The organism is Pseudoflavitalea sp. G-6-1-2, assembly GCF_012927185.1.
Lineage (GTDB): Bacteria > Bacteroidota > Bacteroidia > Chitinophagales > Chitinophagaceae > Pseudobacter.
In genome coordinates this window covers 99,403-113,193 of record NZ_JABBGB010000004.1, presented here as the reverse complement: position 1 = coordinate 113,193, position 13,791 = coordinate 99,403, and the positions used below count along the sequence as shown (strand labels likewise).

Below are 13,791 nucleotides of genomic sequence, written 5' to 3'. Positions count from 1 at the left end.
ACTAAACTATCCTTATGATACGATCATTCTTAAAAATGAGTTGGCGGAATGCCGTAAAGAACCGCCAGTTCACCCTGATCAGCCTGAGCAGCCTGGTGCTGGGTATCACCCTGTTCTTTCTCATCAGTATCTGGGCGAAAGACGAACTGAGTTACGATCAGCATTTCCCCGATGCCGATAGGGTCTGCCGGATAGAAACCAATCTGCTCATGCCCGATGGCGCTTCCGAAAGAACGCCTGCTGTGGGGTGGCCGGTGGGCAAAAATCTCCAGAGCCGTTATCCCGAAATAGAATCGCTGACCTACCTGCGCGGGTGGAGCCCCATCATCAAACACAATCAGGGCTACTACTACGAAACGGCCCTGATGGCGGATAAGGGATTTTTCAACGTATTCGGTTATGCATTGGAAGAAGGATCTGCCGCCACCGCACTCGAAGCCCCCTACAGCGTAGTGATCAGTGCCGCCCTCAAAGAGAAATATTTCGGCAGCACCGATGCGCTGGGAAAAGTATTGATGATGGATGATACCGTGCAGTACCGCGTTACCGGCGTATTCAAAGAACTCCCCGAAAACTCTCACCTGAAGTTTGATATGATCGGTTCTTTCTCCACCTTCTGCAGCATGTTCCCCCAGGATTGTGAAGAAGAATTCACCAAAGGATGGTTCGATCTCAACGTATTCAATTATGTGAAACTGAAGAGCACCGCATCGTTGCTGTCAACTGAAGCAAAGATCAGCGGTCTTGTGCTCGATGCAGGAAAAGACCAGGTAGCTGCTTCCGGCTTCAAAGCCACGCTGGCCCTGCGTCCGGTGAAAGATATCTATTTGTACTCCGATGCCAGAACGGCCAGGGGACCGATAGGGAATATCAAATCGGTGAAACTGTTCCTGAGTATCGGACTCTTCATTCTGCTGATCGCCTGTTTGAATTTCATCAACCTGAGCACAGCCAAATCGGTAGAGCGTGCAAAAGAAATTGGTGTGCAGAAAGTACTCGGCAACAGCAGAGCAAGGCTGATCATGCAGTTTCTTTCAGAAGCAGCCTTCATGTGCATACTGGCATCGTTGCTCAGCATTATTCTGGTGATGGCGCTGTTGTCTCCGTTCAACGAATTCACCGGAAAACATTTAACGATGGGTGATCTTTTCTCCTGGAGCAATCTGCTGACGCTGCTGGCCATCATTGCAGTGCTGGTTCCGCTGGCCGGGTTTTATCCGGCATGGGTGATGTCGGGTTTCAAACCAATCAAAGTGCTGAAAGGAAGTTTCAGTCATACCAGCGCAGGCACGCTGCTGAGAAAAACGCTGGTGGTTACGCAGTTTGTGATCTCTGCGGGGTTGATCATGGGCACTATCATCATGTGGAAGCAGATGCAGTTTATGCGGGAGAAAGATCTCGGATTCGATAAAGAGAACATGCTATTGGTAAGTGTGGCGAAAGTTCCATGGGTGCTTCGTCATAATAAAGTGGAAGTATTTAAGAACGAAATGAGGAAGGATGCGGGCATCCTCAGTGTCTCTGCCTGCGGAGCGGTTCCGGGAAGATCGGGTTGGGATGGACAGTTCGCATACCCCGAAGGGAGGTCGAAAGAAGATGCCCTCTCCGTGGAATATATCACAGTAGATCCTGATTATGTAAAAACCGTAGGACTGCAATTAAGTGCAGGCCGCGACTTTTTCAAAGACAGCAAAGCCGATGAGCAGGAAGGTTTTATCATCAATGAAGCCGCTGCAAAATATTTCGGATGGGGTGATGCGAAGCAGTCCATCGGAAAAAAACTCTCCACCTCTGGTAAAGATGGCAAAGTAATTGGTGTAGTGAGAGACTACCATCAGCATGGCTTGCAAAGCAAGATCAAAGCGGTGGTATTGAGTCTCGTCAATAATATCAACCTGTACGCGGTGCGATACAAAGGCATCGGTGCAAAACAGGCTATCAGTGAAGCACAGGCGGCCTGGAATAAAGTGTATCCCGGTTACCCGATGGAGTTTGAATTTATGGACGAAGACTTCCAGCAGCAATATAAAAAGGAAGAAAAACAGCAGGCTTTCCTTGGACTGGCGAGCATACTCTCCGTAGTGATCGGATCACTCGGATTACTCGGACTGGTGATCTACACAGCACAGAAACGTGTAAAAGAAATTGGTGTTCGCAAAGTGCTTGGAGCAAGTGTTGCAGGAATTGTACGGCTGTTATCCTTCGATCTGCTGAAACTGGTAGGGCTTGCAGTATTGCTCACCATTCCGGTTTCCTGGTACCTGATGCATAACTGGCTGCAACAGTTTGCTTACCGTATCAGCATCAGCTGGTGGGTGTTTCTGCTGGCAGGAGCTGTGGCCCTCCTCGTTGCACTGCTTACGATCAGTGTGCAGGCCATCAGGGCGGCGCTGGCCAACCCTGTACAAAGTTTGAGAAGCGAGTAACATCATAGACGTTAGGGCCTCTGTATTTTTATACGGAGGCCCGTTTTTATTTTAGGTACTACATAGATGCTCTGTTCTCTTCTTCGTTGCCGCGTGACTGTTTTGCTTTGTAAGTCGATTGCCCGAAGTTGAAGCTCAGTGTAAGCACCAGCTTCTTATTTCCATTCCAGTGTGAAAGCGTGTTATCGATCAGCTCCTTTCTCCGAAATGTAAGTGTTACCATATTCCCGTCGAAAATATCATTGAAGTTGAGTTTGGAATTGAGCCTGCCATTGAACCATGTCTTTTGCAATCCAAGGTTAACGTAGGTGATCGGTTTGAATGTATAGAGGCTGTTGCCAAATGGTGAGCGGTAGTAGTAATATACATCGAACAACCAGTTGCCGGGCAATGTGAAAACCTGACTCCCATTGAAAATGAATTGATATACCGGATTGGCAAATACATATTCAAGATAAGGTATGCGCTCTTTGGAGTAATAGCCGGTGAGTGTATGGTTGATCTTCCACCATGGCTTAATGGTATGCGGATAACTGATCTGCAGATTGGCAAAATCACTGCTCATAAAATTCCTTCCCAGATATTCCAGCACATTGGTCTCCGGGTTGTACCTCGGATAGCGGCCCAGCGGGTCTGACTCATGCCCGATATTCAATGCGATATTCAATGTTTTTCTGCTCCAGCTGGCATTGACAGATGTAGTGGTTGCAGGTTGCAGATATGGATTACCTACAAAATAATTCAGTGGACTGAAATACAACCTGAAAGGGTTGAGGGCCTGAAACTCAGGTCTGGTAAGCCTTCGGGAGAAGGTGAGCTGGAATGAATTGTTTTCATTCATCGCATAACTCACTCCTGCGGATGGAAGCCATGAAAAATAATTTCGTTTGGTGGTTTCCTTGCTGGTGAGTGCATCTGCAATAGTGCGGGTATTTTCTGCGCGGAAACTGGCCGTAATCGTAAACTTCTTTATTGCACGTTCATAGGATAGATAACCCGCACTGATGTACTCCGTGTAATTGAAACTGTTGGTGCGACCGGCATCGATCACAAAGACCTGCTCCTTGTTCAATGTGTCGTATTCATTGAAATTCTCTATGCGCGTGTAAGCAAATTTTCCTCCTACACTGAATTTCCCTTTTCCGATTTCAGTGGTGAGATCGAGCTGAGAAGCTGCCAGTTTGTTATCGAGACGGAGATCGGATTTCCAATGCTGGTATAATTCTTTGCTGTCGGAATACCAGCTGATGATGTTTTCATTCTGCCGGGAATTGAGTTGGAGAAAGGAATTCAGCCATTGTATTCTTGTGTGCCCCTTCTGGATACTGTAGTTGAGATTTCCTCCATAGGTTTTCAGAGATGGGGCTGATGTGTTGTATGTGCCGATCAGCCAAAGTTGATTTTTGTCTGCGGAATCGCGGCGATCGATTGTGCCGAATGCATTGATGTCCCTGTGATTCTGCGTGGTGCGCAGCACCAGTTCGAGGCTTTGGTTTTTCGCCAGGCTGTAATCGAGGCCCAATTGCAAATTTGTGATATTGTTGCCGGTAGCGATCGCATTTTTGGTGTGCTGAAAATTGGTATTGGCAAGCCTTTGATCGGATGTGTAACGATAGATTCTTGTGCCACCTGTGTACGCTCCTCTGAACGTCCACGCAAGTTTGGACGTTTTGTAAGTCAGCAGCAAACTGTTGTCGAAGAGTGTGTAATTATTCTGCTGATAGGATGTTGTGATGAGCCCTTTCCAGCCTAGCTGATTGTTGCGCCTGAGTTTGATGTCGATGATGCCTTTCTGGTCGCCGTCGAACCGGGCGGAGGGATTGGAAATTACTTCCACCGAAGCGATCATATCCGGAGTGATGGTCTGAAGATATTGCTGAATTTCTTCGGCACTCATCTGTACCGGTTTGCCATCGATGTAGATTGCCGGAGTGGTGCGGCCATTCATCTGCAACACACCTTCGGAGGAGATGTCCAGCCCCGGAATTCTGCGCAGGATATCAAAACCATTGGAGGATGTTTTGAAGAAACTGTTCCCTGCCACATTCACCACCAGCCTGTCTGCCACCTGCTGAAAAACCGGTCTTGCACTTCTCACCACTACGGCGCCTAACATATCGGAACCAGCCTGCAATACAATACTGAGATCGAGGGAGGAAGCGCCGGTGGCCAGATTTACTTCCTGCTCATTTTTCAAATACCCGATGGCGGTTGTCCGCAGAAGAAACTTTCCGGAACCAATTCCGGAGAGCTGGAATTTTCCGGCAGTGTCGGTAGCCTGCTCTTTCAGCAGACTCGAATCGGGGAGGGATAATAAACCGATGGTGGCGGAGGTAACCGGCAATCCTTTTTCATCCTTCACAACTCCTCTCAGGGTTTGGCTGAAAGCAAAGAACCGGGCAAACAGCAACAGAATTGCCAGCAACAGGGGCTTAACGATGGTCATGCAGATAAGTTTCTGCAAACCTAGTCGTGATGCGGATTTGGGAGGTCTTGTATTGAGAATTCAGGAGTACGGTTTTATAAATCCGAACCCTATGCACGGGGTTTTGATGGCCGACCGGAACAGCCGGCAATGAAACTTATCATGACTGAACGGGTGTGGTTGCGTTGCCGTTCTCCAGACTTTCCTTGAATAGCGCCGGGGTAGTGTCTGTTACTTTTTTGAAGGCTGTGTAGAAAGTGGATTTTGAATTATATCCCACCTCATACCCGATGGCTTCAAAAGTGAGCCTGTCGTTGGAGACGATCAGATTGCAGGCTTCCCTGATGCGGAACTCATTGATATAGGTGGAGAAACTTTTGCCGAGATTATCGTTGAGTAACTGCGATAATAAATGGCCGGGAATATTGATCTGCTGCGCCAGATCATTCAGTTTGAGATTGGGGTCTTTGTAGAGTTCTTTGGAATGGATGGCTTTTTCGAGTTTATCCATCCAGATGCTGGCATCCTGCTCTGCGATCCTGCGTTTTTCGGTTTTCACCGGAGGCTCTGCTTCGCTGCCGCTCAGCAGATTGCGCACGCTCTTATCCGATGAGTAAAAGATCAGCGTAATGTACAGGTAGAGCGTAAGCGTGAGTGCGCCGGCGAGGCAGAATCCAAGCAATCCCTTCGGCAGGCCAACCACATACACAAACCAGATGGTGAAGTTGCCGAGGAAAACCAGCAGCAGGAATTTTTCACTGCTGTTCAGTACCACGCCACGGGCAAGGAATTTTTTGATGGATGGGATCATTATCCAGGTAGTGGCCAGTACGAACAAAGTCCATTCGGCATAGATGATCTTTGCGAAGTATTTGTTCCAGATAACAGGATAGGTTTGATACGGAACAATAGCCCCCGCAACAAATATGATGGCCAGAAGGCCCGCCCACACCCATTTCCACGAGACTGGCACTTTCGTTACCTTATTGAAAACCGACCTGTAAAAGAAGAACAATGCCGGACCGATGAGAAAACATCCTGATAAACCTATCTGCAACCAGATCTTCGGTAAACCGGGATTGAAGCTCGCAAAAACCGTTTTGGCAATCCTTATGCTGGTAACCAGCAACAGAGCTGCCAGCAACAGACTGGGCAGAGAGCGGTTTTTTTTGCTGAACAATAAATAAAAACCAAGAACCAAACCATTGAAGGCTCCCAGTATGCTGATGAAAAACAGTATTTGCTGACCGATACTCATAGGCGGTATCGTAAAGCTAATATTTTCCGGTTTAAAGAAAAACAAAACCCGACACAAGGCCGGGTTTCGATGTGATTGTTATCTTAGGCATTAGAAAGTATATCTGAATCCGATCTGGATCTGATAAGGATCACCTCCGCGTGTAACCACTCCGCTTGCATTCATTTTGTAGTTGAAGCGGCCAGCCACGTTATCGAAGTTGTTCACCCCATAAAGGCTTTGGTTACCGAAGTTTTTGGAAGCGCCAGAGTATTTGTCGAACAGGTTCTCCAGGTTGAAGATGTCGGCCGACAGCTCGATGCCATGGGTCTTGTTCTTTTTCGACAGACCGAACTTCTTGGCTATTCTCAGATCCCACGTTCCGTAGAATCCGTTTACACCTCCATTTCTTTCGGCGAGTTTGCCGTTGTATTTGTTGATGTAATCCTTGAAAGACTGCGCTGCCATTGGGTTGTTGAGGATGGCTTGTAATCCGTCTTTGATATTCTGAGGAGTGCTTCCACCTTTCAAATCGAAGATGTAAGCAAGGTCGTTGGTGCCCGATACGAAGTCGCCATTGCTGTTTACACCGGAAAGCATGCTGAATCTTGTGCCGCCGATTCCTGAGTAACGCACACCTACGCTGAATCCTTTGAAAGAAGGAGAGGTAGCATAGAACACAATCTTGTGACGGAACTGATTGTCTGAATAGGTCATTGCGCTAACATCTCTGGGATCGTCTTTCACTGGCAATGATAAAGTGGATGTGTTGGCTACGTTACCGTTGTAAGAGATATTGTCTTTGGTATCGTTCCAGGTATAGCTGAACGATGCTTCACCATCTTTGAAGTAATTCCAGGTTGCGTCGAGTACAAGGGCAAACTGATTTACTTTACCCGTGCTGTTCAGTTCGAGTACACGTCCGAGTTTGTTGCTGATACGGCCTTTGGTCCAGTCGGCACTGCCGTTTGATGGCATGGAACTAAGTGGTACGTACACTCCTCTGTTGCCTTCATCCGCGAGTTTGAAGAAAGGTGTGGTAACCATATTTCTGTCGAGATAGAGATAGTTGTTTCTTCCGAGTGTAGCAAAACCGCTGATGCCAACTTTCAGTTTTTCGGTGATGAAACGTGTGTAGGAGATATTGGCTTTGTACACCACAGGGATCTTCACATCTTCACCATTGGTATTGATGGTTGGGATCTGATAACTGTCGAAAGTAGGCGTCAGAGCTGGGTTTTTGCGGATTGCATTGAAATCTGCAGCAGGCACATTCGGATATCTTACATCTACAGTTGCGAGGTGTTTGCCATCGAATACGAGATTGTTGATCACCATGTAGTTGTTGATGTCCGATGCAAACACACCGGCGCCGAGGCGGATGTAGTTCTTGTGTTCTTCATTCACATCCCATGTAAATTGAATGCGGGGTTGTGCAATGAACGAACGGAGTTTGTTGTCGGTGCGGATCTTCAGTTCATCATACACCAGTTGATTGAATGGTGAAGAAGGATAGATCGCATAATCGAAACGCAGACCGGCGGTCATATCCAGGCCTCTTGCGAGTTTGGTCTGCATCTGCCCGTACCAGCCAATATTGTAGATGTTCGAAGTAACTGCCTGATCGGGGGTGATGGGCACTTCGCGGTAAAAACGATCAGGTTTATTGTCGATGAAATTCTGAAATCCATCGTAGTGATAACGGCCGTTCACCTCACTGCCGTATACCGATGTGGCGCGTGTGTACATGAAGTCTACACCGAATGTATAACGGATGGCGTTGGTGTTGTAGTACAGATTGTTCACTACCTGAAATACGTTATTGCGGAAGTTTTCCTGTGCAAAACGATGTCCGCCGAACTGAACGCTGGTGGTATAAGATTTTCCATCGCTCAATACTCCTGAAGGAACACGGTCTACAATCACTCTGGGGATATTCGATTTGCCAAGAATATCGCCGGGCTCACTGCTCTGCCAGGTGTAGAGGTGCTGCACTTTCAGTTCGTTGGTGAGTTTCGAATTGATTGACGAGCGGAGTGTGATCAGCAAGCTGTTGTCGATGTTGAAATCGTTACCGGCTGATTCATACAGGTTGATGGCTGTATTGTCGATCAGTCCCAGCTTGTTGTTGTCGTTGGTGAAGTTGTTGCGGAGGGTCAGCAGGTTCTTAGGATTGATCTGCCAGTCGAGACGCAGGAAAGCAGCATCTGATTTTCTGGTTTTGTCGAATGAACCGTACTGGCGTTCAGAACCGAGGCCATATTGCTGACGACCGATCTTGATCACGGAATCAAGGCTCTTGGTGCTTGTTTTGAAAGTAACGTCATCGCCTGCTTTTTTGATATCGGCAATCACGAGAGAGCGAAGATCCTGCTGATGATCCCAGGCCAGAAAGAAATGGAGTTTGTCTTTGATGATGGGACCACCGAGTGAAAAACCAAACTGATAAGTGGAGTAGTCGTTATTGCGTTTGTTGCCACGCATATCGTAGGGGCTGCTCAACCAGTTGGCTCTTCCGAATCCGAACACCGAACCGGTGAGTGTGTTGGTACCCGATTTGGTTACTGCACTTACAGTACCGCCACCTGCGCGGCCATAAGTAACATCATACTGATTGGTAACCACTTTAAATTCACGAACTGCTTCGATGGAGATGGAGTAGGGAGCACCGCTGCGGCTGGTAGTTGCACCTGCCGAAGTAGGGTTCTTCGCTGTCATACCATCGATGGTGAAATTGGTAGATGATCCGAGCTGGCCAGCGATATTGTTACCTCTGCTGAGCGGGGAAAGATCCATGAGTGTAGAGAAGTTCCTTCCGTTGATCGGCATTTTGGTCATAAGTCTGGAACCCACGGCTGTAGCGGCTCCCAGGTTCTCGATCCTGCCTTTCCCGCGATTGGCGGTAACGGTAACTGCACTGTATTCACTGGCTTTGCTGAAGAGCTCGAAGTTAACAGTGAATACATCGCCCTGATTAAGTGAGTATCCGGGCTTTTTCAGATCGGCGAAGCCTACATAGCTCACCTGTATAAAATAAGGGCCGCCAAGTGGAAGCTCCTTGAATACATAGTCTCCTTTTGCATTGGTAACTGTGGAAGCAGAGAAACCAGTTGATTCGTTCTTAACCAGAACGCTGGCGCCTGAAAGTGGATTGTTTTCCGGGTCTGTAACCTTACCAGTAAATGACGCCTGAGTAGTTTGCGCATATATATCACCGGTAAAGAAACAAAACAGCAAGAGAAAGGGGTAGAAGAGTAGAGCCTTTTTTCGCATTTTGTTTTGCCGGCAAAACTATAAACGCAATATTTCTTTAATATTAATTGTTAAGAAAAAGCCATAATTGTTATCCCCATTCTTAGCTATTTGATGAGGTTGCGATGATCGTCGTAGAGTCCAACGAGCACGCTGTTGCCTTTATCATCGATTCGCAATCCTCCGAATTTCGCTGCTTCGAATTTCTCTGCTTCGCCTTCCTGAAAGAAATAAGATTCTGCTCCGATAGAGTGACGCCAGCTTTCTTTACGATAGCCGATCAGGTATTCGTTGGGTTGAAGTGGAGTGGTATTGGGTTGTATCCTTACTTTTCTGGCAATGTTGCCGGAATCGAGTTCCACCACATAATAACCTTTCACGGGAAAACTGTCTGGCATTTCGGTGGAGATTGCATAGCGGAGATCCATGTAATCTCCCTGCATCAGTGAGCGTGGATCTACAGGAGCCAGCGGCAGCAATACCAGTTTGCCGTTTGAAAGTGTCTGTTCCTTCCTGTTCATCGTATAATGAAAGAATGCCAGTATTATCAACAGGTTCACTACAATTAGTATCAGCTGATATTTTTTCATGGTTTGGATAATTGTTTGCGTGAGAGAATGTAGAACAGCAGGAACAATACACCCGATGCCATCATCACCAGGGATTTCGTCATCAGGTTAATGGCCAGATGGTAATAATATTCCGATACAAATACGATAAGCGCTACAGATCCGAGCACGATGCCGGTTTTATAATTCACCAGAAAACTGATGAGGACAATCAACACGGCAGCAGCAATGCCGGGCGCCCAGAATGTTGGCGCGAGTACCAATGCAGCTGCAAGAAATATCGCTACGCGTATCGCTATGTTTTGAATGTTCAGTGCTTTCCAGATAAAAGGCATCAGTGAGAGTGTACACAAAATGGCCGCGAGTGCAGGCATCCAGTGGTATTGCTGATTTCTGGCAAGCCATCTTTCGTTACCCATGTAGAGAGTAACCAGCAGTGTACAGAGCATGGCGATCCGAATCGGGTTGTAGATCTTGCAGACCTTGGGATGAATGTTGATGATCTGCGCTTCGAGCAGCACAAAAGCCGTGAAAGCCAGTATCAGTACGGTGTTGTAGACCGACATCAACCCGCCGTCCGAGTGGATCAGTATAATCGCATAACTGCCTCCGAGTATGAGTAACGCTGCACAAAAGGCGAGCATATAACTTTGAGCAATCACCATCGAGATGAGGCCAACTACTATCAGGGCAATGCAAACGGTGTCCTCCGATCTTGCTGAAAAACCAAGGCCGAAGGCAAAAAGCGTAACGCCCGATAAATAAAAGGTAACTGCCAGTGTATCGAGAAAAAGGTGATCGACCACTGCCTGCGTAATCAATGCACCGGCAAGAAAAAGTACGCCGGTAACCAGCAGACCCTGCTCGGATTCGTAGAGCCCGGCAACCAGCAGAAATCCAATGAAAGCAATGGTGGAAAGTATACCACCGATTACCACCAGTATTTTGATGGCAATGCCGGAACGATTGGCAGCTGCTTTATCGTAAGCCTGCTTCAGCGCTTCTTCTTTCACCTGCAATGGCTTGCCGGTGAACTGTTGTATTGTTTCAAGCAATTGCGGGAGCTCAGCTGTTTTTCTCATTGGCCCAGGTTTTTTGAAGTTTCATTAATACTATTACAAGGCCAGTGATGCTTCCGGCAACGAAGAGACAGGCGAGCAGCAGCGCAACGGCGCTCCAGCTGTCACTGATAATTCTGCTTGTGATGATGATGATAGTGCTCGCTCCGGCAATAGCCGGATAAACGATGGTTTTGTTGCGGATGCTGTACCATACCATCCACGAATACAACAGCGCAGCCAGTACAAAATAGATCACAATCTGATTGCCTGATCTGTCATAATATTTGTATGCAAGAGCTGTAGTTACGAAGTAAGCTACGATCAGTGCGAGTGTTACTGCAAACCAGGTAGGTATGCGATGCTCCGTAGATTTCTTCAGCGACAGTGTTACAATCAAACAAAGGCTGTTGAAAATAAATGTACCGAGCATGAAAGACAACATGGATGATTCCGTACCGTATTGAGTATTGTACAATCCCCATGAGACATTCACCAATACAATCCATATCAGCCATAGTGGCGCAAAGCCTGCGGCGATGGCCCAGATGGTAACACAGAGCGTCCAGTTGAAAAACAGATCGAATGAATCTGCTCCGGTTTGATACACCTGTCCGAAGACAGCGAACAACACACCCACAAAAACTGCCGAAGCGGTGATGAGAGTTTTGCGCAGCATCGGGTTCATCTTGCTGAACAATACTGCGGCCAGAATGGGCAGTATCACCAGCCCTTCCGCAATTCCGATCTTGATGAATTTGTGGAGATTATTCCAGTTGTAAGCAAAGAAGAAAATTACGCCGGCAACAAAGAAGCCGGTGCCGAGGGTAAGGAAAAAGATCTTCAGAAATTTCTGCCAGGCATTTTTGTCGCTGTACACGAAGGTGTGCAGCGCTTTGTTGGTATCTCCGGCAGTGAGGTCGCTGTAGCTTCCGATAAGGTGAATGTCTTCCCTGTCAGGATGGGTCATCCGCTAAAATTTTGATGAATAGGTCCAATATCGGTATTTTCTGCAAGCCTGCATCATTCTGAGGTAACTTTGCCATAATATTGCCTGAGTTAAACCGTCTGATGGAATGATCGTTTTCGGAGCCCATATGCCCGCCCTTGTTCAGCAACTCTTTAGCAGCCATTGCACTGCTGAGGTTGATGCAGTGAATGCCATGGTGCAGCAGCTATCGGGTATCCGTGAATGTTTCGGATCTGCAGAAGAGTGGGAGGAGGCCTGTGCGGCATTGCAGCAGCAATCTCTGCATCATGAAACACCGGACAGGACAGAGTTTGGTGATTTTCAAACACCTCCTGAGCTCGCTGCGCGGGTGCTTCGGCTGATTGGCCGTGAAACAGCACAACCGGATATTTTTGTAGAACCCACCTGTGGCAAAGGACATTTTATTCTTGCCGCACTGAAAGAATTCCCGCTGCTCAAAAAAATACATGCACTGGATATCTACCGGCCTTATGTGTGGGAAACGAAATTCTCGCTGATCGATCACTTTCTGCATCATCCCGATGCGCATAAACCTGCAATCAGCATCTGGCATACCAATGTGTTCGATTTCGACTTCGAAACACTGAATGATGATGTTCACGAAACAGTGCTCGTTGCGGGCAATCCACCATGGGTTACCAATGCGATGCTGGGCAGTCTCGAATCGGACAATCTTCCTGCAAAATCGAATTTCAAACAATTCAATGGTATCGATGCCGTAACAGGCAAGGGTAATTTCGATATCGCGGAAAATATTGTGCTGATGCTGGTTCGGGCATTTCAGCACAGAAAAGGACAGGTAGCCCTGCTGATCAAAAACTCCGTGATCCGGAATATCGTTTGCGATCAGAAAAAATACCGGCATCCCATTGCAGACATCCGGCAGTACCAGATCAACAGCCAGCGTGAGTTTGATGTAAAAGCAGAAGCATCGCTGTTTTGCTTCAAACTCAATGAAGCGCCTTCTTTCACCTGCTCGCAATACGCATTCTATTCTCCGGAAACACAGTTGAATATTTTCGGATGGGAAGGAGAAAAATATGTGTCCAACCTCGATACCTATATCCAGCACAGTTATATCGATGGGCTCTCTCCCTTCGAGTGGCGGCAGGGACTGAAACACGATTGCACCACTGTAATGGAATTCGAGCAGGAAGCCGGACTCTTCCGCAATGCAAAACAGGAGCTGTTTCCGCTCGAAGAGCCGCTCGTGTACGGACTGCTCAAAAGCTCCGATCTTCAACAGCGCGTGGTGGATGCAGCCAGAAAATTCACCATTGTTACACAACAGAAACCCGGAGCAGATACGGGTTATATCCGAAACGCTTATCCAAATACATTCGAATATCTCAATCGATACAGAGAGCTGCTCGATGGAAGAAAATCATCCATCTACAAAAACAGGCCCCCCTTCTCCATTTTTGGAATCGGTTCCTATTCTTTCAGACCCTATAAAATTGCTATCTCCGGATTGTACAAATCGTTCCGTTTTACATTGGTGTTGCCGCAAAACGGAAAACCGCTGATGCTGGATGATACCTGTTATATGCTCGGTTTCGATGATGCGGACTTTGCAGCGTTCACCTATATTCTGCTGAATGCCGCACCTGTAAAGCTTTTTCTGCAATCAGTGAGTTTTGCCGATGCCAAGAGAACATTCACCAAAGAAGTGCTGATGCGCATCGACCTGCTGGCGCTGGCCAATGAATTTCCGATGCAGCAACTGAGAGCCGAAATAACACAACTGAATCTCAACCATGGCCTCGGTGTATCAGTTGACAAATGGGATGATTATCTGCAGCTGCTCGAAGATCTTCACGTATAAACTGGGAA

At 47.3% G+C, this 13,791-nt stretch carries 8 protein-coding genes; 2 read left to right on the top strand and 6 right to left on the bottom strand.

Annotated features, from left to right (window positions below; genetic code table 11):
- The first annotated feature begins 14 nt into the window (after nt 1-14).
- Nucleotides 15-2,426 (top strand): ABC transporter permease, encoded by a 2,412-nt coding sequence (locus HHL16_RS24665; protein ID WP_169428135.1) that lies wholly within the window; start codon nt 15-17, stop codon nt 2,424-2,426.
- Between the two features lie 58 nt (nt 2,427-2,484).
- Here HHL16_RS24665 and HHL16_RS24660 read toward each other — a convergent pair whose 3' ends face one another.
- The 6 genes from HHL16_RS24660 to HHL16_RS24635 form a co-directional block, all read right to left on the bottom strand.
- A complete protein-coding gene (locus HHL16_RS24660) occupies nt 2,485-4,872 on the bottom strand; it encodes a TonB-dependent receptor family protein (RefSeq protein ID WP_169428134.1) in 2,388 nt (795 codons plus the stop codon).
- Nucleotides 4,873-5,011: 139 nt separating this feature from the next.
- Nucleotides 5,012-6,109 carry an AraC family transcriptional regulator gene (locus tag HHL16_RS24655; RefSeq protein ID WP_169428132.1) on the bottom strand — a complete coding sequence of 366 codons (1,098 nt, stop codon included), beginning with the start codon at nt 6,107-6,109 and terminating at the stop codon, nt 5,012-5,014.
- Nucleotides 6,110-6,199: 90 nt separating this feature from the next.
- Nucleotides 6,200-9,361 carry a carboxypeptidase regulatory-like domain-containing protein gene (locus HHL16_RS24650; protein ID WP_169428131.1) on the bottom strand — a complete coding sequence of 1,054 codons (3,162 nt, stop codon included), beginning with the start codon at nt 9,359-9,361 and terminating at the stop codon, nt 6,200-6,202.
- Between the two features lie 86 nt (nt 9,362-9,447).
- Nucleotides 9,448-9,930 carry a GDYXXLXY domain-containing protein gene (locus HHL16_RS24645; protein ID WP_169428129.1) on the bottom strand — a complete coding sequence of 161 codons (483 nt, stop codon included), beginning with the start codon at nt 9,928-9,930 and terminating at the stop codon, nt 9,448-9,450.
- Nucleotides 9,927-10,991, bottom strand: a complete 1,065-nt coding sequence (locus tag HHL16_RS24640) for a DUF4401 domain-containing protein (protein ID WP_169428127.1) — start codon at nt 10,989-10,991, stop codon at nt 9,927-9,929. The genes HHL16_RS24645 and HHL16_RS24640 overlap by 4 nt, the downstream gene beginning before the upstream one ends.
- The gene (locus tag HHL16_RS24635) at nt 10,975-11,937 is read right to left on the bottom strand and encodes a DUF2157 domain-containing protein (RefSeq protein ID WP_169428125.1); all 963 of its coding nucleotides are present in this window, start codon (nt 11,935-11,937) and stop codon (nt 10,975-10,977) included. The genes HHL16_RS24640 and HHL16_RS24635 overlap by 17 nt, the downstream gene beginning before the upstream one ends.
- A gap of 106 nt (nt 11,938-12,043) precedes the next feature.
- Between HHL16_RS24635 and HHL16_RS24630 the strand changes: the two genes are divergently transcribed.
- Nucleotides 12,044-13,783, top strand: a complete 1,740-nt coding sequence (locus HHL16_RS24630; RefSeq protein WP_169428124.1) for a hypothetical protein — start codon at nt 12,044-12,046, stop codon at nt 13,781-13,783.
- The last annotated feature ends 8 nt before the right edge of the window (nt 13,784-13,791 follow it).